This window comes from Pseudomonas sp. SWRI50 (assembly GCF_014269095.1).
GTDB classification, from domain to species: Bacteria; Pseudomonadota; Gammaproteobacteria; order Pseudomonadales; family Pseudomonadaceae; genus Aquipseudomonas; species Aquipseudomonas kermanshahensis.
The window spans coordinates 58,636-82,429 of sequence record NZ_JABWRW010000026.1; the positions used below are offsets into that span (position 1 = coordinate 58,636).

General features: G+C 62.4%; 18 protein-coding genes. 5 read left to right on the plus strand and 13 right to left on the minus strand.

Annotated features, from left to right (window positions below; translation table 11 throughout):
* Positions 1-84: 84 nt before the first annotated feature.
* The 7 genes from gcsR to speB all read right to left on the minus strand — a co-directional run bounded on the left by gcsR (position 85) and on the right by speB (position 9,503).
* Complete coding sequence (gene gcsR, locus HU750_RS22480; protein ID WP_027596339.1) at positions 85-1,614, minus strand: transcriptional regulator GcsR; 1,530 nt, start codon at positions 1,612-1,614, stop codon at positions 85-87.
* Positions 1,615-1,696: 82 nt separating this feature from the next.
* The gene (cycA, locus tag HU750_RS22485) at positions 1,697-3,121 is read right to left on the minus strand and encodes a D-serine/D-alanine/glycine transporter (RefSeq protein ID WP_186682461.1); all 1,425 of its coding nucleotides are present in this window, start codon (positions 3,119-3,121) and stop codon (positions 1,697-1,699) included.
* Positions 3,122-3,575: 454 nt separating this feature from the next.
* Positions 3,576-5,261 (minus strand): choline dehydrogenase, encoded by a 1,686-nt coding sequence (gene betA / locus HU750_RS22490; RefSeq protein ID WP_186682463.1) that lies wholly within the window; start codon positions 5,259-5,261, stop codon positions 3,576-3,578.
* A 4-nt stretch (positions 5,262-5,265) separates the two neighbouring features.
* The gene (locus HU750_RS22495; RefSeq protein ID WP_099454485.1) at positions 5,266-6,735 is read right to left on the minus strand and encodes a cytosine permease; all 1,470 of its coding nucleotides are present in this window, start codon (positions 6,733-6,735) and stop codon (positions 5,266-5,268) included.
* On the minus strand, positions 6,732-6,911 hold the full coding sequence (locus HU750_RS22500; protein ID WP_027596335.1) for a hypothetical protein: 180 nt from the start codon (positions 6,909-6,911) through the stop codon (positions 6,732-6,734). Before HU750_RS22500 ends, HU750_RS22495 begins: the two co-directional genes overlap by 4 nt.
* Positions 6,912-7,007: 96 nt before the next feature.
* On the minus strand, positions 7,008-8,516 hold the full coding sequence (locus tag HU750_RS22505) for an aldehyde dehydrogenase family protein (RefSeq protein WP_186682465.1): 1,509 nt from the start codon (positions 8,514-8,516) through the stop codon (positions 7,008-7,010).
* A 15-nt stretch (positions 8,517-8,531) separates the two neighbouring features.
* Positions 8,532-9,503: an agmatinase gene (speB, locus tag HU750_RS22510; protein WP_027596333.1), complete on the minus strand. Its 972-nt coding sequence runs from the start codon at positions 9,501-9,503 to the stop codon at positions 8,532-8,534.
* A gap of 298 nt (positions 9,504-9,801) precedes the next feature.
* Here speB and HU750_RS22515 point away from each other — a divergent pair, with 298 nt between their 5' ends.
* Positions 9,802-10,716: a LysR family transcriptional regulator gene (locus HU750_RS22515; protein WP_027596332.1), complete on the plus strand. Its 915-nt coding sequence runs from the start codon at positions 9,802-9,804 to the stop codon at positions 10,714-10,716.
* A gap of 10 nt (positions 10,717-10,726) precedes the next feature.
* Here the strand turns inward: HU750_RS22515 and HU750_RS22520 are convergent, their stop codons facing one another.
* From HU750_RS22520 to HU750_RS22530, 3 genes are all read right to left on the minus strand, one after another.
* The gene (locus HU750_RS22520; RefSeq protein WP_186682467.1) at positions 10,727-10,966 is read right to left on the minus strand and encodes a hypothetical protein; all 240 of its coding nucleotides are present in this window, start codon (positions 10,964-10,966) and stop codon (positions 10,727-10,729) included.
* Positions 10,967-11,263: 297 nt separating this feature from the next.
* Positions 11,264-11,806, minus strand: coding sequence for a P-loop NTPase family protein (locus tag HU750_RS22525; protein WP_186682484.1), 543 nt, complete (start codon positions 11,804-11,806; stop codon positions 11,264-11,266).
* A gap of 111 nt (positions 11,807-11,917) precedes the next feature.
* A complete protein-coding gene (locus HU750_RS22530) occupies positions 11,918-13,612 on the minus strand; it encodes an alpha/beta fold hydrolase (protein WP_186682469.1) in 1,695 nt (564 codons plus the stop codon).
* Between the two features lie 253 nt (positions 13,613-13,865).
* Here HU750_RS22530 and HU750_RS22535 point away from each other — a divergent pair, with 253 nt between their 5' ends.
* Positions 13,866-14,735: an AraC family transcriptional regulator gene (locus HU750_RS22535; protein ID WP_186682471.1), complete on the plus strand. Its 870-nt coding sequence runs from the start codon at positions 13,866-13,868 to the stop codon at positions 14,733-14,735.
* On the opposite strand, the gene HU750_RS22540 is transcribed toward HU750_RS22535, so the two are convergent.
* On the minus strand, positions 14,717-15,652 hold the full coding sequence (locus HU750_RS22540; RefSeq protein WP_186682473.1) for a LysR family transcriptional regulator: 936 nt from the start codon (positions 15,650-15,652) through the stop codon (positions 14,717-14,719). The two genes, HU750_RS22535 and HU750_RS22540, sit on opposite strands and share 19 nt — an antisense overlap.
* 367 nt (positions 15,653-16,019) lie before the next feature.
* On the opposite strand from HU750_RS22540, the gene HU750_RS22545 reads away from it, so the two are divergent.
* Positions 16,020-17,375 (plus strand): MFS transporter, encoded by a 1,356-nt coding sequence (locus tag HU750_RS22545; protein WP_085273201.1) that lies wholly within the window; start codon positions 16,020-16,022, stop codon positions 17,373-17,375.
* Between the two features lie 15 nt (positions 17,376-17,390).
* A complete protein-coding gene (locus HU750_RS22550) occupies positions 17,391-17,846 on the plus strand; it encodes a type II 3-dehydroquinate dehydratase (RefSeq protein WP_186682475.1) in 456 nt (151 codons plus the stop codon).
* 56 nt (positions 17,847-17,902) lie between these two features.
* On the opposite strand, the gene pcaY is transcribed toward HU750_RS22550, so the two are convergent.
* The gene (pcaY, locus tag HU750_RS22555) at positions 17,903-19,528 is read right to left on the minus strand and encodes a methyl-accepting chemotaxis protein PcaY (protein ID WP_186682477.1); all 1,626 of its coding nucleotides are present in this window, start codon (positions 19,526-19,528) and stop codon (positions 17,903-17,905) included.
* A gap of 504 nt (positions 19,529-20,032) precedes the next feature.
* On the opposite strand from pcaY, the gene mtlD reads away from it, so the two are divergent.
* Positions 20,033-22,228, plus strand: a complete 2,196-nt coding sequence (mtlD, locus tag HU750_RS22560) for a bifunctional mannitol-1-phosphate dehydrogenase/phosphatase (protein ID WP_186682478.1) — start codon at positions 20,033-20,035, stop codon at positions 22,226-22,228.
* A gap of 297 nt (positions 22,229-22,525) precedes the next feature.
* Here mtlD and HU750_RS22565 read toward each other — a convergent pair whose 3' ends face one another.
* The gene (locus HU750_RS22565) at positions 22,526-23,401 is read right to left on the minus strand and encodes a LysR family transcriptional regulator (RefSeq protein ID WP_186682480.1); all 876 of its coding nucleotides are present in this window, start codon (positions 23,399-23,401) and stop codon (positions 22,526-22,528) included.
* Between the last annotated feature and the right edge of the window lie 393 nt (positions 23,402-23,794).

Below are 23,794 nucleotides of genomic sequence, written 5' to 3' on the forward strand. Positions count from 1 at the left end.
GCGTGCCGGGGCGTGCCAATGAACGCGGGGACCTCGCCGAACTGGAGTGCAATCACTCCAGTGGAACGTATTGGCACCACGGCGCTACGCCCGGGTGGCAATGCCGTATTTGCGCAAGCGCTGGCCGATGGCCGTGTGCGACGTCTGCAAGCGTGCGGCCAGTTGCCGGGTCGAGGGATAGGTTGCATAGAGCTTTTCCAGCAGCGATTTTTCAAACCCCTGCACGGCCGCTTCCAGGCTGATGATTTCGTGTACGTCGGCCTGCTGGCTGCTCAAGGCGGTGCCGGCCAACTCCAGGTCGTCGCAGTCGATCACCTCCCCTTCGCTGATGGCCGCGGCGCGGAAAATCACGTTCTGCAACTGGCGCACGTTACCCGCCCAGCGGTTGCCCAGCAGCAGCGGATGGGTCGCCAGCGCCAACCGGCAGGGCGAGCGCTGTATCTGCGCGCAGGCCTGGCGCAGGAAGTACTCGGCCAGCAGCAGGATGTCCTTGCCTCGCTCGCGCAAGGGCGGCACCTTGAGGTTGAGCACATTGAGGCGGTAGTACAGGTCTTCGCGAAAGCTGCCTTCGACCACCATGCTTTCGAGGTTGCGGTGAGTGGCACAGACCACCCGCACATTCACCCGCACTTCACCGCCACCGCCGACGCGGCGGAAGCTGCCGTCATTGAGAAAGCGCAACAGCTTGGCCTGCAGGTAAGGCGACATCTCCCCCACTTCATCGAGAAACACCGTGCCGCCATCGCCCAGCTCCAGTAGGCCGGGCTTGCCGCCGCGCTGGGCGCCGGTGAATGCGCCAGCGGCGTAGCCGAACAGCTCGCTCTCGGCCAGGCTCTCGGGCAAGGCGGCGCAGTTGAGGGCCAGGAACGACGCATCGCGCCGGGCACTGAGGGCGTGGCAGGCGCGGGCGACCAACTCCTTGCCGGTGCCCGTCTCGCCCTGGATCAGCAGCGGCGCCTCAAGGCCAGCCACCTTGTGCAGGCGCACCTTGAGCTCCTTCAGCGCCGTGGAATCGCCCAGCAGCCCCTCCAGCCCTTCGGTGTGGTCGTGCAGCAACGACGCCAGGCGCTCGCCGATGCGGCTTGGCGGGTACAGGGTAAGCAGGCCGCCCACCAGGGCATCGGCACCGCCGCTGATGGGCGTGGCTTCCAGCAACAATGCCTGGCCCTGGAACCCGACCTCGCACATGGGCAGGCGAAAGCCCTTGTCGATCAGGGTTTGGGCCAAGTCGGCCTCAGCAAACAGGCGCGACAACGGCTCGCCGGCCGGCTCGCGGCCAATGAGGTTGACCAGGGTGGGGTTGGCCAGCAGCACATGGCCGCCCGGGTCGACCGCCAGCACCGGGTCACTCATCGACGCCAGCAGGGCCTCCAGTTGCAGGCGCCGGCGGTGGCCAGGCAGGAAGTCGACCAACTCGACCGCCTGCACCCCGACCACGCGCAACAGCGCACCGTAGAGCTCGTCCAGCACGGCCTGTGACAGCGCCGGGGCGTCGATGTAGACGTTGGGCGGGATCATTTCCACCGCGTCCAGGTTGAGGTTACGCGCCCCTAGCAGCGCCAGGATTTCCTGGGTGATGCCGACGCGGTCGATGAAGGTGACGTGGATTCTCATCGTGATTCCCTGGTTGGCGAAACGACAACAGGGGGACGGCGCACCCGGCGCTGTCCCCCTGGTTAAAACGTGAAGGCGGCGGTTACTCCGCTTCGAGCGACAACGCGGCGTGCTCCTGTTTTTTCTGGCGAATGGACCGGTAGGACAGGCCCAGCACGGCAAACCACACAGGCACAGCGAACAACGCCATGCGGGTGTCCGCCTCCAGGGCCAGCAGGCCGAGGATGAAAGCGAAGAACGCCAAGCAGACCCAGCACATGATCGTGCCGCCCGGCATCTTGTATTTCGACGCACGGTGCAGGTGGTCACGCTGTTTGCGGTACGCCAGGTAAGACAGCAGGATGATCGACCAGACGAACATGAACAGCAGGGCCGACACCGTGGTAATCAGCGTGAACGCGTCGAGCATGTTCGGTACCAGGTAGATCACCAGGGCGCCAGCGGTCAGGCAAATACAGGAGAAGATCAGGCCGTTGGAGGGCACTGCACGGCGTGACAACGCGCTGAACCGGCCCGGTGCATCACCCTCCACCGCCAGGCCATAGAGCATGCGGCTGGTCGAGAACACGCCACTGTTGGCCGAAGACGCCGCAGACGTCAGTACCACGAAGTTGATGATCCCCGCTGCAGCAGGCAGCCCGGCCAGCACGAACAGTTCGACGAAGGGGCTCTTGTTGGCCACCACTTCTCGCCACGGGGTCACGGCCATGATGGCAATCAACGCCAACACGTAGAAGACGATGATGCGCAGCGGGATGGAGTTGATGGCCCGTGGCAGGTTGCGTTCCGGGTTCTTGGTTTCGGCCGCAGTGGTGCCGACCAGTTCGATGCCGACGAAGGCGAACACCGCAATTTGGAAGCCGGCGAAGAAGCCCATGGCGCCGTGGGGGAACATCCCGTCGTCGTTCCACAGGTTGGCCAGCGAGGCGACGTTACCGGTCGGCGACTGATAGGCTGCCGCCACCATGTACACCCCGGTGCAGACCAAGGCGCAGATGGCCACGATCTTGATCATGGCGAACCAGAATTCCAGTTCACCGAACATCTTCACCGTCATCAGGTTGAGCGACAGCAACACACCGACGCAGGCCAGTGCCGGTAACCACAAGGGAATATCCGGGAACCAGAACTGCGAATAGGCGGCAATGGCAATAACGTCGGCAATACCGGTGACGATCCAACAGAACCAGTAGGTCCACCCGGTAAAGAACCCCGCCCACGGGCCTAACAGGTCCGCCGAAAAGTCGATGAATGACTTGTACTGCAAGTTGGACAACAACAGTTCGCCCATCGCCCGCATGACGAAAAACAGCATGAAGCCGATGATCATGTAGACGAAGATGATCGAAGGCCCAGCCAGGCTGATGGTCTTGCCAGAGCCCATGAACAGGCCCGTGCCAATGGCGCCGCCGATGGCGATCAACTGGATATGGCGGTTGGACAGGTTACGTTTGAGTTCGTGGGTGTCACCCTCAGGCGGACAGTGACCCTGCGGCAGGTTCTTCATTGTTATTTACCTTGCTAGTTTAATTGTTTTTATAACGTCACAAGTTCAACTTTCTAACCGGACATGCGTTGCAACAGCCGGCCGAACGCAAGGGAAAGAGCAAGGACTATGCCAAAGGCTAGAGCCCGCTAAATACGGGGGTCCATGTAGGTATTAACGTTTATTGCTGTAATGAAGCCACTCCAGGCAGTGGCGGTAATGGCGCGGTGTACGACACCGAAGCGTCGTATACCGTGCCCTGCCCTGTGCTGTATCGATATCACTACAATGGAGCGCTATCGGTCCAGGTAAAGCGGTGCGCCCACAACGAACTCTATTTCATGGGTTCAGCCGCGACCCTGTGGGAGCGGGCTTGTCCCGCGAACACCGGCAAAGCCGGTGCCATCCACCGAGTCGCCCCATTCGCGGGGCAAGCCTGCTCCCACAGGGACCGCGTAGGCTCACCCACGCTTGATCACGCACGCAACTCGCGCCGCGGCGCGCGGCTGCGCTGTTGTTCTTCCCACCCGTCCACCAAACCGACCGGCACATCGACCGGTGCCAGCGGCTCACGCCCGCGCACCAGGTCGGCGGCACGCTCGGCCAGCATGATGGTCGGCGCGTTGAGGTTGCCGTTGGGCTCGCTCGGGAACACCGACGAGTCGATTACCCGCAGCCCCTGCAGGCCATGCACACGCAGCGTCGAATCAACCACTGCCATGTCGTCCTCACCCATGCGGCAAGAACCGCACGGGTGCATGGTGCTTTCCATGTTGGCACGCACGAAGGCATCGATCTGCTCATCGGTCTGCACCTGCGGCCCAGGTGCCAGCTCCTCGCCGCGGAAGCGGTCCATGGCCGGCTGGGCGATGATCTCGCGGGTCAGGCGCACGCAGCGGCGGAAGCCCTCGCGGTCCTCCTCGCTTTGCAAGTAATTGAAGCGGATTTCCGGGTGCTGGTAAGGGTCGGCCGACAGGGCCCGCACATGGCCGCGGCTCTTGGGCTTGTTCGGCCCGGTCAGCACCATGAAACCGTGGCCCTTGAATGGTTTGTCACCGTCGTAGCGCATGGCCGCCGGCAGGAAGTGGAACTGGATATCCGGCCACCGCAGCCCCTTGGACGAGCGGATAAAACCACCCGCCTCGAAGTGGTTGCTGGCGCCCAGGCCATCCTTGAACAGCAGCCAACGCAGGCCGATCATCGCCTTGCCCAGCAGGCTCATCTTGCCGTTGAGGGTCACGGGCTCCTTGCACGCGTACTGGATGTAGATTTCCGAGTGGTCCTGCAGGTTTTCGCCCACACCCGGCAGGTCGTGCAGCACCTTGATGCCGGCCTTTTTCAGCACCGCCTCTGGGCCGATACCCGAGCGCTGCAACAGGTGCGGCGAGCCGATCGGGCCGGACGATACCAACACCTCGCGGTTGCAATGCACCGTGTGGGTCTGCCCGCCCTCGTCATACTCCACGCCCACTGCGCGCTTGCCGTCGAGCAGGATGCGGCGGGTCATGGCGTGAGTCACCACGGTCAGGTTCGGCCGTTTCATCGCCGGGCGCAGGTAGGCATTGGCGGTGGACCAGCGCACCCCGTCCTTGACAGTCATGTGCATGGCGCCGAAGCCTTCCTGCATGTAGCCATTGCAGTCGGCGGTCTTGATGTAGCCGGCCTCGGCCCCGGCCTCTACCCAGGCACCGTACAGCGGGTTCTGCATGTTGTTGCCGTTGTTGGTGGCCAGCGGCCCTGCGCCGCCGCGGTAGTCATCGCCACCAAACTTGAAATGCTCGGCGCGCTTGAAGTACGGCAGGCAGTTGCGGTAGCTCCAGTGCTTCGCGCCCAGGCTTTCCCATTCATCGAAGTCGCAGGCATGGCCACGGATGTACACCAGCCCGTTGATCGAGGACGATCCCCCCAGCACCTTGCCCCTCGGGCAGTGCAATCGGCGGCCGTCCAGGTGGGCTTCGGCGGCGGTCTCGTAGCGCCAGTTGTACTTCTTGGTATTCATCGGCAACGAGAACGCACTGGGCATCTGGATGAGCACGCTGCGGTCACTGCCGCCGAACTCCAGCACCAGTACCGAGGTGCCGGCATCTTCGGTCAGGCGGTTGGCCAGGACGCAGCCGGCAGAGCCTGCGCCGATGATGATGTAGTCGTATCGTTTTTTCATTGTTCTAGTCCTGTACGCGAAGGCCTGCGGCCTCGATGTTGCGTTCATTGCCCTTGGGGTAGCCGCCCCAGCCCAGGCGTGTGGCCAGCAGGCGGGTCAGGCCGTAATGCACCAGCCCGGCCAGCAGGCAGGACGGCAGCGAGGCGGTGGCGAAGGTGAAGAAATCGGTATGGGCCAAGGTCTGCGGGTTGAACACCACCACGTAGATGGCAAACCCTGCCACCAGCGCCAGCAGCGCGATGGGGTTGAAGCCTTTGCAGAAGCGCAACGGCGAGCCGCTTTGCTCGGCATACAAATGGCGCAGGTTCAGGCGTTGCTTGCGCAGGAAGAAGTAATCGGCGATGCCGATGCCGGCCAGCGCGCTGTTCAGCGCCGACGTCCACACCAAGAAGATGAAGAAGCCGTCGTAGATACCCGGGAGGCACACCACGATGACCACCGGGATGATGCAGAACAGCCCGATCAGCATCCCCCAGCCCAGGCTGCGCAACCGCTCCCCGGCCAACTGACGCAGGCCGATGACGGCTGTGTAGAGGATGTTGACCATGCCCGTCAGGTTGGCCAGCGCCAGGAAGCTCAGGGCGATCACGCCGAAGGTCATGCCGCCGGCCAGCCGCATCCAGGCGGTGGGGTCGCTGCTGCCCAGGGTAGTGGCGGCGAACAGGCTGACCGACTCACCCAGCGACGCGGCGCCGAAGATGCCCACCAGGTTGGGCCAAAATGCCGTACGCTGGTTGCTGCACAGGCGCGACAGGTTGCCGATGTAGGGCCACCAGGAGAACCCCGCAGCGATGTTGATTTCTACCGCGATCATGAAGTTGACGTGCGGGTTTTCGAACGGAGGCTGCAAGGGCGGCATGGCCAGCAGTTCGCCGAAACTGTAGCGGCGGGAGATGAAGTACATCAGCGCCAGCATGATCAGAATCAAGCTGGGTGCGATCACCGCGCTGAGGCGGCGGATCATGTCTGGCCCGCGCATGGCCACCAGCGCCGCCAGCACGATGGCCAGCAAGGCCCCGGCAGTCACCAGCCAGTCATTGCTGTCGGGCTGGCTGTGCTGCACGAGGGTTTCCAGGTTGTCCAGCGCACGCCCGCACATCAGCCCCAGCACCGCCAGCCACCCCATGGTCAGGATCACCACCGAAAGGATATAGACCAGCCGGCTGCCATTGAGGCCAAACATGCTGCGCAGGAAAGTGAACTGCTCGACGCCGTACTTGCCGCACGGCAGGCAGGTGGACGAGGCCGCGAGCACCACGCCGATGATGTTGCCGATGATGATCGCGGCAATGCCTTGCAAGGGCCCGACGAACAGCGCAGTGGCACCGCCGATCAAAAACACCCAGGTGGCCACCGCCAACGCCGAGTTGGCGTAGGCATAACCCCAGAAGCCCCAGACCCGCTCGCCCGGCAGCAAAGGCGTATCGCCGCGTTCGGCGGCCAGGCGAAATTCCTGCTCTCTGGAGCGGCTCATGGCTGGCCCCCCAGGCAATACGCGCCCACCACCATGACCAGGGTCAGCACGGCCAGGGCAACAACATCCGCCGCGCTCAGCGCGCCGGGCCAGTGCGCCCTGCCCTCCAGTTCTTCATAGGCGCGCAGGCGCCGTTCCAGGTCTTGTGCACGCTCGGTATCCACTTGGCTGTTCATTGGCATCACCTCGACGGGTTCTTGTTCTTGAAATTCGATGCGTAATGTGGCCCCGCGTCGCTCGCCAAACCAGGCGACGCGGGCCAGCCCTGTACCTCAGGGCAAGGTGATCCAGACCGCCTTGGTCTCCAGCAAAAACTCCAGTTGTTCAGCGCCCATGTCCTTGCCATAGCCCGATTGTTTGTAGCCGCCAAACGGCATGGAGGGGTCCAGCGTGCTGTGGGCGTTGACGTAGACGGTGCCAGCGCGCAGGCGCGGGATCAGCCCGTGGACCTTGCCCAGGTCGTTGGAATAGATGGCCGCCGCCAAGCCGTATTCCGAATCGTTGGCCAGCGCCAGGGCCTGCTCCTGGGTATCGAAGGGCAAGGTCACCAGCACCGGGCCGAAGATCTCCTCGCGGACGATGCGCATGTCGTTGTTGCAGTGGGCGAAGATGGTCGGCTGCACGTAGAAGCCCGGGCCTTCGACCGGCTCGCCACCGTAGTACACCTGCGCCCCTTCGGCCTTGCCCAGGGCGATGTATTCCAGTACCCGCTGCTGTTGCTGGCGCGACACCATGGGGCTGATGAAGCAGTCAGGGTCCAGGCCCGGGGCAATCTTCAGCGTGGCCGTATAGCGGGCCAGCGCTTCGAGGAAGGCTGGGTAGACGCTGCGCTCGACATAGGCACGGGTACCGGCATCACACACCTGCCCCGAGTTGAAGAACACACCATTGGCGACCGCCTCGGCCGCCGCGTCAAGGTCGGCATCGGCGAACACGATCACCGGCGACTTGCCGCCCAGTTCCAGGGTCAGGCGTTTCATCTGGTCCATCGCCGCCTTGCCCACCGAGCAGCCCACCGGGGTAGAGCCGGTGAAGCTCAGCTTGTCGATGCCTGAGTGGCTGGACATCGCCGTGCCCACCACGCTGCCGCGACCGGTGACGATGTTCAGCACACCGTCAGGGATGCCCGCCGCCTGCACCAGCTCGGCAAAGCGCAGGGCCGACAGCGACGTCAGCTCCGCCGGCTTGACCACCACGGTGCAGCCGGTAGCCAGCGCCGCGCCGAGCTTCCAGGCCATGGTTTGCAGCGGGAAGTTCCAGGGCACGATGGCCCCCACCACGCCGACCGCTTCCTTGCGGGTATAGGCCAGGTAGTTGCCCGGCAGCGAAGGCTCGACCGTGCGCCCATGAATCTTGCTGGCCCAGCCCGCGAAATAGCGCAGCGTATCGACGGTACCTTGGATGTCCACCGCGCGGGCCTGGGCGACCGACTTGCCCATGTCGATCGACTCGATCTGCGCCAGCTCGTCGGCATTGTCTTCTATGAGGTCGGCCAGGCGATGAATCAGGCGCTCACGTTCCAGGGGCTTGAGCTGGCTCCAGGGGCCGCCATCGAATTGCGCACGGGCGGCACGCACCGCGCGGTCGAGGTCGTCCTGCGTGCCCATCGGGATGCGCGTCAGCACGCCCTCGGTGCACGGTTCGATGACCTCGGCGCTGGCACCGTCACTGGCCTCGAGCCAGGCACCGCCAATGAACATGCGCTGGGGCTTGCAGAGAAAACGCTGGGTGGCCTCGGAAACGCCGAAGGCCTGCAGGTAGGTTTTTACCTTGTTGTCCACGGTACAGTCTCCGGATCAGCGGGCGTTGGCACGCGCGTGGAAGATGAAGCCGATGCTGTTCATCAGCAATTGCGCGGCCAGAATCGAAGTCACGCCTGCCGGGTCGTAGGCCGGGGCCACTTCCACCAGGTCCATGCCGACAATCCGCCCCTGGCTGCGTCGGGCCAACGCCTGGATGATCTCCAGTACTTCGTAGTAGAAGAATCCGCCATGGCTCGGGGTGCCGGTGCCTGGCGCGATGGACGGGTCGAAGCCATCGATGTCGATGGTGATGTAGTAGTCGCGGCCTTCGGGGATCTTTGCCAGCACACCTTCGCAGCCCAGGCGACGCACGTCGCGTACCGAGAGGATCTGCGAGCCGGCTTCGCGTGCGGCATCGTAGTCGTCGCGGTTGGAGGACGATACGTTGCGGATGCCCATCTGGGTCATGCCGACGATGTGGTCCAGCTCCGAGGCGCGGCGCAAGGGGCTGCCATGGCCGTAGCGCACGCCATGGCGCTCGTCGACGAAGTCGAGGTGGGCATCGAAGTGCACGATGTGGATCGGCCCACGCCCTTCGAAGGCCTTGATGACTGGCGCATGGATCGAGTGGTCGCCGCCCAGTACGATCGGCATGGCACCCGCCGCGAGGATCTGGCGCACGGCCGACTCGATGTTGGCATTGCTGGTGGCCATGTCGGTGTGCACGATATCGGCGTCGCCGACATCGACCATGCGCAGCTGGTCATCGGTCAGGTAGGTGGCGTCATCTTCGAAGTCGTAGGCACCGGCGTGGCCGAACGAGAACAGGGTCGATGCCTCGCGGATGCCGCGCGGTCCGAACCGTGCGCCCGAGCGCCATTGGGTCCCCATGTCGTTGGGCGCGCCGAGGATTGCCACATCGGCGTCGATGGCATTCCAGTCGGTGCAGATGGGTGACTTGGCGAAGGTGCAATGCCCTACGAAGGGCAGGTTCAGGCGGCCGGATTCATAACCGTGCTTTGCCATGTTCGGGTTTCTCCACTTATTGTTCTGGTCAGGAGACGGGGCGACTGCTCGACCGCCGTTGCAGCCACTATGGCGGCAGGCCAACGCGGGAAAAATGCGCAAGTGCAGATGCATACATCGGCCAACCCGAAGTAATCGCCCGCTGCCAGCGGCCAGGCGAAATGCCGGGTGTGCACCGGCAGTCATTTGCAGGTGCCGGGCATTGCAGTGATCACAGGGGCGTGGTTAGCTTGAAAAAAAACAATGGCCGGACGCTCATATCAGCCAGCGCGATGTGACGCACCGCCAGGAGGCCCCAGTGATCCAGCTCCACGACGTCGATCTGAAGCTCCTCAGGGTATTCACCACCATCGTCAGGTGCGGTGGCTTTTCTGCGGCGCAGGCCGCCCTCAACGCCGGCCAATCGACCATCAGCGAACAGATGACGCACCTGGAAACCCGCCTTGGGGTCAAGCTGTGCCAGCGCGGGCGCAGTGGCTTTCGCCTGACCGAACAGGGCGTGGCCATCCACGAAGCCACCTTGCGCCTGCTCAGCGCGGTGGAAAGCTTTTGCATGGATGCCGACGTGCTCAAGCAGCACATCAGCGGCAAGCTCAACCTGGGCATCATCGACTCCACCCTGACCGACACCGCCTCGCCTCTGCCGCGCACCACCCAGCGCTTTGTTTCACGTGGGCACGATGCCCACCTGCACATCTACATCGGCGCCCCGGCCGAGCTGGAAGAGCGTGTGCTGGACAGCCGGCTGCACCTGGCCATCGGCCATTTTCCGCTGCGCGTGCCGGGGCTTTCGTACCTGCCGCTGTACGACGAAGCCCTGGGGCTGTACTGCGGCCGCCGCCATCCGTTGTACGCCAGCAAGGCGGCGAACGGCCGGTTGCTTGAAGAGGTTCGCCAGTGCCATATCGTGGTGCGCGGCTATATGCAGCAATACGACCTGGAGCAACTGGGCATCACCAAGGCCGCCGCGACCGTGGAGAACATCGAGGCGGCCGCGATCCTGATCATTTCCGGTGCCTATATCGGGTTTCTGCCGGTGCACTTCGCCGAGCAGTGGGTGAAAACCGGCGAAATGCGCCGGCTGGGCGCAAACACCCTGGACCTCACCTCGCCCTTCGACGTGATCACCCGGCGCGGGGTGTCACCACCGCCGATCCTACGGGCGTTCCTCGAAGACCTGAACGCCTGCATGCACCAGGCCGGGGGCGTTTGAGCCCGCAGGCTCAGGCAATAACCCGGGCAACCTGCTGCGCGCGAACAAGCCCAGTCGTCGCCAGGCCCTGAAGCCTTGCCCCCAGCACGGCGCGGGCGGTTGGCGAGGTGGCCGGGTCGATAATCCGATACTGGCGATCGCACCACCCGCTGATCTCCTGTAGCCAGCCGGCCTGCAAGACGGGCTCGGCGTCCAGGCGTTGCAACAGGTAGGCCACTTGCGGCCCTCCACCACGCTTGGGGAGTTCCACCTGCAGCTCTGCGCAATTCGCGGTGGGCCAAGGCATCACGCAGCAGGGTTGCAGGCTCGGTGTCGACTTCCAGCAAGCGAAAGGCTCAGGTTTCACGGCAGCTGATTTCGGAGCCTGGTTCAATTTGCTTCTGCAGCCAGCTGCCCCTCGATCCAGTCGATGAATGCCCGCGAAGTGGGCGCCGCGTTGGATGGCACGGGCTTCGCCCGTGTTCGCGGGGCAAGCCCGCTCCCACAGGGAATTGCGTCAGATATTAGGAGTTGGGCCAGAAGCGTTCACCTTCCAAACAGCATGGCGTCAGTGAGCTGTTTGCGACAACTTTTGCATCACCTCGGCAACCATCTCCTGCGTACTGTTAATACCGTCAACCCGCAACACTGCAGACGTTTGCTCTGCCAACCACGCCTCGTGCCACGCTCGGTTGCGCCCCGAGAAGTTAGGGTCGTCATACTGCGAGGCCCATTCGCGGAAGGCCGTGTGGATTCCGTGCATGTCACCACCCGGTGCAATCCGATCGCCATAGCGCTCTTTTTCACGCGCGGCCAGCCGCTCAAGGCGAATGGGCGTGGGGGTGACGACGAACACGATCAGGTCGACGTGCGTAAGCAAGGCATCGCCCCACACCATGCAGGAACCGGTCAGTACCCAATCTTGGTCACCGAGCTTTTGCTGGATCACTTTCACGCGGTCAGGGACAGGCCGCTTGGTCGTGAAAGGTGGGTCGGTGGGCATCCAGTAAGCATCGTCGACATCGACATGCCGCGCGCCAAGCACGGTCGCGAGGTTTTGACCCAAGGTGGTCACACCGGCACATGAAGCACCCGTAATGTAGATTCGCAATTGTTCCTCCATGAATGCACGCCGAAAACGGGCAGCACTATACACCCGACTTGCGCAAGACGCTGAAGCCGACGGCTGGCATCGGGTCAGCGTCAGGAAGAAATGGCAGGCTCAACGCTCCATGACATAAGTACCCGGCGCAGGGCAAAGCGGCCGGTACTTGCGCGAGCCCAGCTTCTTCGGCGGCGCCAGGCTTTCGCCGGAACGCTGCCCAATCCATTCGCGCCAATGCGGCCACCAACTGCCTTGCTGGCGCTCCCCGGCGTTCTGCAGCCAGGTTTCCGGCGCCTCGGCGGCGGCGGGCGCCGCGTAGTAGAACGACTTGGGGTTGCCGGGTGGGTTTACCAGGCTTTGCAAGTGGCCGGCATTGGACAGCACGTAGGTCGTGTCCTCGCCAAACAGCCGGGCGGTGCCGTAGCAGCCTTGCCAGGGGGTGATGTGGTCGGTAGTGCCGCCCACCACATAGGCGCCCACCGTTACCTGGGTCATGTCGATCAACTCGCCAGCAATCTCCAGGGCGCCGGGGTTGCTGTAGGGGTTTTGCTGGATGAGGTCTAGGTAGTCCGCGTGCAGCTGAGCGGGGAGCCGCGTGGTGTCGTCGTTCCAGGCGAGAATGTCAAATGCCGGCGGTGGGTTGCCCAGCAGGTAGTTGTTGACCCAGTAGTTCCAGATCAGATCGTTCGGGCGCATCCAGGCGAACATGCGGCCCATGTCCTGGCCACTGAGCACACCCTTGCGCCGGGAGCTGGCCTTGGCCGCGCGCAGGGTGGTCGGCGTGGTGAACAGCCCCAAGGTGGTGTCGTCAAGCGCCGACGCCGTGTCGAGCACGCACACGGCCCAGCTGGTATTGGCCACCTTGTGGCCCTCGCCACGGGCCGCCAGCCAGCCCAGGTAGGCTGCCAGGGTGATGCCGCCCGAGCAGGAGCCCCACATGTTCACATCCGGGCTACGGGTAATTCGACGCGCCACGTCCACCGCCTGATCGAGGCACAGCGCGTAAGCGGACAAGCCCCAGTCGCAGTGCTCGCGGGTGGGGTTGCGCCAACTGATGACGAACAGGCTTACGCCGCTGTCCTGTATCCACTTGACCAGGCTCTTTTCCGGCGACAGGTCGATGGCGTAGTACTTGTTGATCTGCGGCGGCGACATGACCAAGGGCCGGGCAAAGACCTTTTCGGTGGTGGGCGCGAACTGCAGCAGCTGGAACATTTCGCAGCGAAACACCACCTCGCCCTTGGCCGTGGCGAGGTTTTCACCGACCGTGAAGGGCGTACTGTCGACCTGCCTCGGGAGGCCGCGGTTGTTCAGCATGTCCTGGCCGAAGTGGCGGATGCCCCTGGCCATGCTCATGCCGCCTGTGTCCACCAGTTTGCGCAGCGCCGCGGGATTGGTCAGCGGGGAGTTGCTCGGTGCCAAGGCATCGGCCAGCTGTGCTGCGACGAAGCGGGCGCGGCTTTTTTCCAGTGGGGCCAGGTCGGTGGCCTCGATGAAGCGGGTCAGCTCTGCCTGGCCAGCCAGGTAACTCTGCAACAGTGCGCGCAGGAAGGCGTTGGATTGCCAGGCCGGGTCGGCGAAGCGCTTGTCCTTCGGGTCTGGCGCGATGCTGGTGTTGCCTGCGACGATGCCGCGCAGCGCCTTCAGGTAGCCCCCCACATGGGCACCCGCCTTGAGCGGCGAGGTGCCCACGGCCTTGAGCAGGTAGCCGGCTGAACTGGCCAGGTCGGCTGGGCGCATGCTGACCAGGGGGTTGCCTGCCAGGGGCTGGCTGGGGGTGACGGTCTCGTTCGTTTGCGTGGATCTGCTCATGGCGGCTCTTGATTCCGGGCACGGTTGTGTGGTGCTCCGACTCTAAGGCAGCCGTGGCTGCGGCCACTTCTCATCGCACGACAGCGGTTTTTCACTTCATGACGGGGGAGCGATCTGACCGAAAACACCGGCAAACTCGGTGCCATCCACGCTATGGTCAACACGACTCCCCGAAAGAGCAATCACGGCTAGGCACCTCGATGCCTGGACACAGGATGCTAGCGCTCACCGCACCTTCCAGAGGCTCCGTTCGTTGACTGACTCACAGCACAGCCCTACCTACGCAAAACGGTTCGAAGCCGTGCTTGCCTACATCGACAACCATCTCGAAGATGACCTGTCGGTGAATGCACTGAGTCGCATCGCCAACTTCTCGGCGTTTCACTTCCATCGGCAGTTCACGGCGTTCATGGGTGTTCCGGTTTCACGCTATGTGCAACTGATGCGGCTTCGACGCGCGGCGCACCAACTGGTCGCCTCGCCCGCAACGTCCGTGCTGGAAGCGGCATTCGGCGCTGGTTTCGAAAGCCCCGAAGCCTTTTCCAGAGCCTTCAAGCGTGCCTTCGGCATGGCGCCGAGCGTGTTCGCCAAGGCCCCGAACTGGCAGGCCTGGAGTGCGGTATTCGTTGTTCCTCATCGTTCCAGGAGTATCACCATGCAGATCCGTATCGTGGATTTCACCGAAACCCGTGTAGCCGCGCTCGAGCACCGAGGTGCGCCCGCCCTGGTCGGCGAAAGCGTCGCGCGTTTTCGCCAATGGCGGATGCACAGCGGCCAATCGCCAGTGGCCAGCTGCCGCACCTTCGGCATCCCCTACGACAACCCCGACACCACCCCAGCGCACGCCTTCCGCTTCGCCGTTTGCGGCGAGATAGACGAGGCTGTGCAGCCCAACGATTTCGGCGTGCACGAACGGGTTATCCCGGCGGGGCGCTGTGCAGTGATTCGGCATAGCGGTTCGCCTGACTACATTGGCGAAACCATCTACCCGCTTTATCGTGACTGGTTGCCGTCGAGCAACGAAGAGCTGCGCGACCATCCGCTGTTCTTCCATTACCTGAGCGCGTACCCGGAAACGCCCTTGGAGCAATGGCAAACGGATATCTACGTCCCGCTGAAGTAGGCCGTGCCATGCCCGCCCGGTGCCAGGCCACCGAGCCCCCACCCATGAGCCTCTTCGATAAAGTGCAGCACTGCACGCGAACGCTCGTCAATCCGTGAAATCAGCGAAAGTTCACTGACCATTTCCGCTTGAGCAAGCGGCACGATGCGGATGCCCGGCATGGTCAGCCGGGTCATGGTTTCCGGCACGATGCTCAGGCCGATGCCGGCGGCCACCAGCCCGGGAATACTCATCAGCGACGGCACATACATGATGTTCTGCGGGTGCAACTGGTGCTGCCGGCACGCCTGGAGGGTGTGGGAGGTCAGGCCGATGCCGGTGCTGTCCTGGAGAAACACGAACTTTTCGTGGCGCAGGGTCGACAGGTCCCCGCTGAAGCGGTCGGCCAATTCATGGTTGTCCGGGATGAGCAGGACGAGCCTGGACTGGCTGAATGGGTGGGTGCGCAGACGGTCCGGCAGGTGGTCCTTGAACACCCGGGCGAAGGCCAGGTCGAGTTTGTGGTCGAGCAACATGTCGAACTGCGCGCGAATCCCGGCGTCGACCAGCGACACCTTGACCTCGGGGAACGTGCTGAAGTAATGCCGGAGCAATTGCGGCAAATTGGCTTCGAACAATGCCGAGTGGTAACCGATGTTGATTTCGCCCACCTCCCCCCGCTTGGCACGCCGGGCCGCGGCCATTGCCCGTTCGCTGGCCTCGATGGACTGCCGCGCGTGAGGCAGGAACGCCTCGCCGGCAGCGGTCAACGCCACGCCGCGGTTCTCCCGCCGGAACAGTGTCAGCCCCAGCTCAGACTCAAGCGTTCGCATCAATTGGCTCAGTGCCGGTTGTGCAATGCCCAGTTGCTCTGCCGCCCGGCTGAAATGCTGCAGGTCAGCGGCGACCACAAACGCTCTCAGGTGACGCAGTTCCATAATCGCTACCCATAAGGCTAATGCCAGTCAGTTAGGGCCAAGGGGGCCGCTGCGCGGCCCTTCGCAGGCAAGCCAGCTCCTACAGGAATAGCGTATTTCTTGTGAATTTCGCTCACCTGTAGGATCTGGCTTGTCGGGGCGCCGAACCGCTGCGATGGGCTGCACAGCAGCCCCAATTACAGCCGATGACGCTTAACTGACTGGTATTAAGCCATAAGGCTGGCTTATCTATTTATCGTGATTTCGATAATTATTCTGCAAGCAGGATGCGCTAACGTCTATTCACTTCGACGATTCCTTTCCACTGCATAGCCCGAGCGGAATCGTATGGGTATTCCGACACCATAAAAACAATGACGAGCCCCTTATGAGCACAATCAGTGACGCGCCTCATGATTCGCGCATGCCTCGCAAAGCGGTGACCGCCGCGACCATTGGCACAGCCCTGGAATGGTTCGACTTCACGTTGTATGGCGCGATGTCCGCGACCATTTTGCCCAAGTTGTTTTTCCCGGCGATGGAACCCACCGCAGGCCTGCTCGCTTCGCTGGCAACGTTCGGTGTCGGCCTGGCCGCGCGGCCCTTGGGCGCCATTACCTGTGGCTACCTCGGTGACAAACTCGGCCGCCGCAACTTGATGCTGGCCACCGTAACCATGATGGGCCTGGCTTCGGTACTGATGGGGTTGTTGCCCACCTACGGCCAGGTGGGTATTTGGGCGCCGATCTTGCTGGTGCTGCTGCGGATCATTCAAGGCTTCGCACTGGGTGGCGAGTCCACTGGCGCGCAACTGATGGCGCTGGAGCACGCCTCCCCCGATCGTCGCGGGCGCTATTCCGGCATGCTCGGCCTGTGCTCGCCCCTTAGCCAGATTTTGGCCAACGGCGTATTGATGGGCCTGGCAGCAACGCTTTCAAGCGAGCAATTCGAAAGCTTCGGCTGGCGAATTCCGTTCCTGATGAGCTTCGTACTGGTTATCGTCGCGATATTCATTCGCCTGAAAGTCGATGAAACCCCGGCCTTCGTGGCCTTGAAGAAGGCCCCGCTCAAACAGGAAAAGAGCCCACTCACATCAGCCGTGAGCAGCCATTACAAAACCATCCTGCGACTGATGCTGTTCTTCTGCTCACCCGCTGCGCTGTTCTACTTGATCGTGATTTTCTCCCTCAGCTACCTGACCAAGCACCTCGGCTTTAGCCAATCGACGGGCTTCATGTCACTGATGGTGGCTAACCTGTGCGCGATTTTCGGTGCGCTTGCCGGGGGTTATCTGTCCGATCGTTGGGGGCGTAAAAAGGCGCTGGCATTGGGCTCGTGCATGACGTTGCTGATTTTGTTCGTCTATTTCCCAATCCTCAACACCCTGAACGTGCCCGCCATCATGGCAATCATGGGGCTGTTCCTGGGCTTCACCCAGTTCCAAAGCGGCATCCAACCTGTGGCCTTCGCCGAAGCGTTTCCTACCCAGGTCCGCTACTCGGGCTCGGCACTGGCCTACACAGGCGCCAATCTGGTAATCGGTGGCCCAATGCCGATGATCGCCGTGTGGCTGATGAGCCAGTCGAACAACTCGCCATGGCCGCTGGTGACATTGTGCGCGGTGATCAACCTGATCTCGCTGGCGATGATCATCACCGGCCGGGAAACCCGCGGCATCGACCTGAACGCCGTCGCCGAAGACGACACCGTCGACGCCCGCGCTACCACCCTTCTTTCCAAATAACGCAGCAGGACAATCATGAATCGCACCGTTTTCATCCTTAACGGCCCTAACTTGAACCTGCTGGGTCGCCGTGAACCGCACATCTACGGCCACACCACGCTTGAGCAAATCCGCCAACGCAGTGAAAGCCTGGCGCTGGAACTTGACCTGATATGCGACTTTCGCCAAACCAACCACGAAGGCGTCATGGTCGACTGGATTCAGGAAGCCTTCGAGCAAGGCGCTGCAGTAATCATCAACCCGGCTGGCCTTTCGTTTCACTCGATTCCAGTACTGGATGCGCTGAAATTACTCGACACACCGCTGGTCGAACTGCACCTGTCGAACATTCATGCACGGGACGAACTGCACCGCCACTCGATCATGTCTGGCGTGGTCAATACAGTGATCTGCGGCATGGGCGCTGACGGGTATCCCCTCGCAATCCGAGCTATTGATGCTTTACTGCGGCGTCGGGCAGCCAATAATTAACCGCCCTTCACCGGACGCTGACTGGGTGGCCCTTCGGCAACTTCGGCACGTCGCGCTTACACCCTGAACCGCCCTACCAGCGCTGTCATTTCCCCCACCAGGCCCGACAGCGCCTGGCTCGCCGCACGGGTTTGCTGCGCCCCGGTCGCCGACTGGTTCGACAACTCACGAATGTTCAGCAGGTTCCGGTCCACTTCCCGCGCCACCTGGGCCTGCTCCTCCGCCGCACTGGCGATCACCAGGTTGCGCTCGTTGATCTCGCCGATGGCGCTGTAGATACCTTCCAGCACCTGCCCTGACGCCAGGGTGACATCCAAGGTCGACTGGGCCCGGCTGGTGCTGGCCTGCATTGATGCAACCGCGGCTTCGGTGCCTTGCTGCACGCGCCCGATCATCTGTTCGATTTCCTGGGTCGATGCTTGTGTGCGATAGGCGAGCGTACGCACCTCGTCCGCTACCACCGCAAAACCACGCCCGGCCTCACCGGCGCGGGCGGCCTCGATGGCGGCGTTGAGCGCCAGCAGGTTAGTCTGCTCGGACACCGAACGGATCACTTCCAGCACCTTGCCGATGTCCCGCACCTGCCCCACCAGCTGCTCCAGGTGCCCACTGCTGGCCTGGATCTCATGGGTCATAGCCTCGGTACCATCGATGTTCTCGTTGACTTGCCGGCGGCTTTTTTCGGCCAGCTGATTCGATGCCTGCGTGGTCTCGGACGTGGAGACAGCATTACGTGCGACCTCCTCGACCGCCGTGGTCATTTCGGTGACGGCAGTGGCAGCCTGCTCCAGCTCCTGGCCCTGCTGGCGCAGGTTATTGGCGCTTTCCTCGGTAACGGTGTTCAGCGCCGTCGCCGCGTCAGCCAGCTGTTGTGTGCAGCTGCTGAGCTTGCCGAGGGTTTCGCGCTGGCTCTGCTGCATGCGCTCCAGTTCGTAGAACAGCTGGCCGATTTCGTTACGCCGCTGCACCACCACTGGCACGCTCAGGTCGCCGCCGGCGATGCGCTGAAAGTGCTGGCCAGCTTCACGCAATGGGTGCAACACACGCTGCGCGATGAAGGCCCAGCACAGCGCCGCCAGCAGCAACGTCACGCCCAGCAGCCCCAGGCTCAGCAGTTGTGCGCGCTCCAGACGGCGGTCGGACTCGAGCATGATCTGCTGGCTGCGCTCGCTCAAGGTGGCAACCAGTTGCTGACGCAGCGCCTGCAGGCGGCCCATGGCATTGCCGGCATCGGTGTTGACCTGGAAGTACTGCTCCAGCGAGCGCTGCCGCACGGCCTCACGCTGCCCCGCCACCGCCTTGGCGTAGTCGGCGAAGGTGGCCTGCAGTTCCTTGGCCGCCGCATGCAGCGCCGGCTCGCGAGCGTTGTCGACGAACTCATCGACCAGTTTCTGGCTCTTGTCGTTCAATTCGACCGACAGCGCCATGCGCTTGTTCGCACTCTCGTCGTGGCCGCCCAGTTGCTCGATGAAACCCGAAGACACGTTAGCGCTGGCGCGGATCGCCATGAGCAACGCATTGTTCAACCGGTCCGACTGGTGCGCGGTCTGGTCCAGTTCGCTGATCTGCTCATCGCTGCCCACCGCCGCGCGCCAGGCACTGACGGTGGAGAACAGCAAGGTCAGGCTGAACAGCGACAGCACCCAGAACATTCCGGTACGGATCTTCAGGTCGGCAAACATACGGGCAGTACTCCTCATGGTCCTGTTGGCACCCCTTCTCATCGGGATTTCGATGGCGGGTGAGCAGGTATCGGAGTGCCCGCTGCGGGCTTGAGTGGCGCTGAGGCGCTTGTGTGCGGTAACCGCACGATTGTTACTGGCGCCTTGCATGTGGCGGCGCATACGTGCAAGGGTAAAAAAGGAACGTCAGTCATCAGAACAGGAAGATAAGCACCTTATGCTTGGAATCACACGTATCCATCGCTACGTGCGCCCATTGCCTGCAAGCCAAGCAGCAGCCAGTGGGCGTGACGTCAACGTCAAACCAGGCGCCCGCCTGGCCGCGAAGCTTGCCACCCTCCTCTGCACACCCCGCGCCGTCCCGCCCTACCTCTGGGTCAACCCCGAGCGCCCCCCTGTCGATCGCATGCCCCCTACCTGACCGCCCACGCGCCGTCATCGCACCGGCCTCGCCATTCAGTGGCTGAAGGCGGGATGTTTCACGCAAAAAAGGGGCAACACCCAATGATCATGTTTCAGGGCAAGAAAATTCACAGCGCCATCTTCGACATGGATGGCACGATGTTCGACACCGAGCGCCTGCGTTTCAGGACGCTGAAGCAAGCTTCGCTGGAAATCTTCGGCACCGCCTTGAGCGAGCAAACGCTGATCGGCTCGCTGGGCCTGAGCGCGAAAAAGGCCGAGGCCCTCGCCAAGGCTCACAACGGCGATGACTTCCCGTATGCGCAGATCCGCCAGCGCGCCGATGAGCTCGAACTGGCGTACGTGCGCAACCATGGCGTGCCGATCAAAGCCGGCCTGCTCGAGGTGCTGGAGCGCCTGCGCAAGTCTGGCCTGACCCTGGCGGTCGCCACGTCCAGCCGCCGCGCCATCGCCGAGGAGTACCTGATCAACGCCAACGTGCTCAAGTACTTCGACATCACCGTTTGCGGTGATGAAGTCAGCCAAGGCAAACCCCACCCAGAAATCTTCCTGCACGCCGCCCGCGCGCTCAATTGCCAACCCAGCCAGTGCTTCATGGTCGAGGACTCGGAAAACGGCTTGCTCTCAGCGATCCGCGCCGGGGGGCAGGCAATCCTGATCGAGGACATCAAGCCGCCCGCGCCCGAGGTCAAGGCCGGCGCGCTCATGGCCTACCGTGGCATGCACGCCTTCCTCGCCGACTTGAGCGAGTGCGTGCCCGACTTGGGCATGCCGGCGCTCGACGAGGCGTTCCCTGCCTCACTGAACCAGTTCCGCGTCGGCATCCACGGCTTCGGCGCCATCGGTGGCGGCTACCTGACCCAAGTGCTGTCCCATTGGGACGGCTACACGCGCCCCTGCGAAATCATTGCCGCGACCCGTTCGCGCATGCTCCGCGAATCGGTCGCTGCGTTCGGCCGCTACAGCGTGCGCTACGGCGCCACCGCGTTCGACCAGACCATCGACAATGTGCGCATGATCGACATGGACGACGAAGAGGCGGTAATCGAGATGTACAACGCCGCCGAAGTCGTCGGCATGAGCCTGCCCGAGCAGGCCATCCCGCATCAGGCCAAGGTCATTGCCAAGGGTTTGCTGCGGCGCTTCGAACGCAGGGGGCGCGAGCTGACCGTACTGATCGTGTTGAACAAGATCGGCGGTGCGGCGTTCGTCCGGCGCCAGGTGCAGGCACAGTTGGCGCTGCTGTGCACGCCACGGGTGTGCAAGCAGGTGCTGGAAAAGACCCATTTCGCCGAAACGGTGGTCAGCCGCATCGTTTCCAAGATCAGCAATGACGCGCTGGTTCGGCAGTTACGCATCAAGTCGCAGATCTTCAAGAACAGCCTGGAAGATGAGCCATCGGTCACCCGCAAACCCGCCACGCCAGCCCCGGAATACGAGCGGCTTATCGGGCACTTCAGGCCCTTTGCACAATCCAGCAGTGCCATGAGCCAGTTGCACCTGATCCTGTTCAACAGCGAACCCGACATGCCGCTGTACGTAGAGCGTGGCAGTGATTTGCTGGAGCGGCTGCGCCAGGTAAAAACGGTCGCGGACATTACCCAGATCCAGATCATCAAGAACCGCTTGTGGAACGGGCCGCACGCGATCATCGCCTGGTATGCGAGCCTGCTGGGGCACACCTGGGTCGGCCAGGGCATGGGGGACGCCCGCGTCAGTGCGCTGGCGCAGCGCCTGATTCATCAGGAAGTGGCGCCAGCGTTGATGGCCGAATACCCGCAGATGTCGGAGGTTGTCAGCAGCTTTGCCAATGCGTTTCTCGAACGGTGCAAAACCTCGTTCAAGGACCCTTGCGTGCGGGTTGGGCGCGACCCCCTGCGTAAATTGCAGCGTAACGAGCGCATCCTCAGCAGCATCGACCTGGCCCGCAAGCATGGCATTCAGACCCCTGCGCTGGCGTTTGGGGCGGCGCTGGCCATTCACTATGCGCTGCACGGCAACGCCAGCAAAGATCGCGAGGCCCAGTTGATCAAGGCGCTGTACACGGCCAGCGGCGAACGTGTCGAAGCGGTGCTCACCCATGACGGGGAGTATCAGGGCAAGCCTTATCCGGGGCTGGACCCGGTCAGGGACGCCGAGCTGGTCGAAAGCATTTCGGCCAACTTCCGGCTGTTGCTGGAGCAGGACAGAGCTGACTGGGCACTGCCCGCTGCGTTATCGCAGGGGTCGTCTGAGTGTGGTAGGGCATCGGCCAAGCATTGGCTACCGGTTGTTTGAAGCGCATTGGTAGGGGCGGCGCTCGAGCTCACAGGCGCCGCAAATGTCGAGGTGAACGGCTGACTGCCTCAACACTGACCATCGCCAGCAATAGGTCGCAAACCGTCGACCGGGAATGACCGCTTTCGACCCATAGCGGACGCTCGACAACCACTGATCAGCCATTGCAACAATGCGGTACCAGCCAGGTGGTGAGTCAACCACCGCGCCAGATGGCACCAACGCAGCATTTCACTGGCCGCTGAAAGCGTGAGAAATTCAGTATGTCTCAGCATCGAATGTGCTTATTGCACGCCTCTATGGACGTTGTTGCATAGCTTCGATGATGAAGTCGTGAAGTAACGCAACTGCCTTAGATGTGGATTTTTCTGCACGCATTATCCACACCTCCGATAATGGCAGTGGAGGCAGTCCATCTTCGACACCGAGTGGTACCAGACGCTTGTCCAATGTGAACTCGCTGAATATCCCTACCGCCAAACCTGCGTAGACTGCCCCTTCGAGTGCTGCGACGCTGCTGCTGCAGTAACTCATCCTCCACTTGATACCAGCAGACTCAAGCGCAAGTGTTCCCCATCGACGAAACAATGTCCCTTCGACACCTAACGCCAGAGGAATGACTGATTGTTTATGGGGCGAATGGCCAGGTGCGACTGCCCACGTTACGCGTGAAGTCGCGAGGGATGTTCCTTGAGCTGATCCCGCTTCGCTCATCCCTATGATCAGATCGAAACGAGTACGCATCTGCCCCAACATTTCACGCGGTATACCCGTATGCAGCTCGACCAGAACCTCGGGGTAAAGCGTACAAAACCGCGCGATCATATCTGGCAGTACAGCCCTGGCATAAGGTTCGATCGATCCAATACGCACCAGCCCGGAAACCACAGATGAGGTGAATTGCTCGAAGATCCGGTCATTCAGACCGAGCATTTCGTTTGCCACCTCCAACAGCGCAGAGCCTTCTGGCGTTGGTTGAGCCCCTGACTTCTTGCGGTAAACCAACGCGCAGCCAACCTGATCCTCAAGTCTGCGGATTTGCATGCTGACGGCAGACTGCGTGCGAGAGAGTGACTTGGCTGCAATCGAAAAGCTGCCTGTCTGCGCCACTTGCACAAAAACCCTCAACAGGTCCAGGTCCAGCACTCTGTTCTTGAAAACGGGGGTATGCATCGAAGTCTCCCGGCGAAAAACCAATGCTCAAGAATAACGAATCGTGATTCATTGATTCAAAATGTATTGTTTGTCTTGATGCTGTGTCAAAACCAAAATCGCCTTCAGCACGCGATCCTGATGTCGCGTTCCAGCACCGGAGGCAGACGACAATGACAAGAACAATTGATTTTTCCAGCACCACTTCCAAGCCAGGGGAGGCGCGCGAGCGCTATGACGTTGTCGTAGTGGGAGGCGGTGCCGCCGGACTTGCTGCTGCCATAGGTGCAGCCAAAGCGGGCGCTATGAATCGCCCCTGGTTTCGTAGACACCTCCAAGCCTCATAATGAGGCCCAAATAGGAGGTGCCATGAGTCGTCAGCGTTACCCCGAAGAATTCAAGATCGAAGCGGTC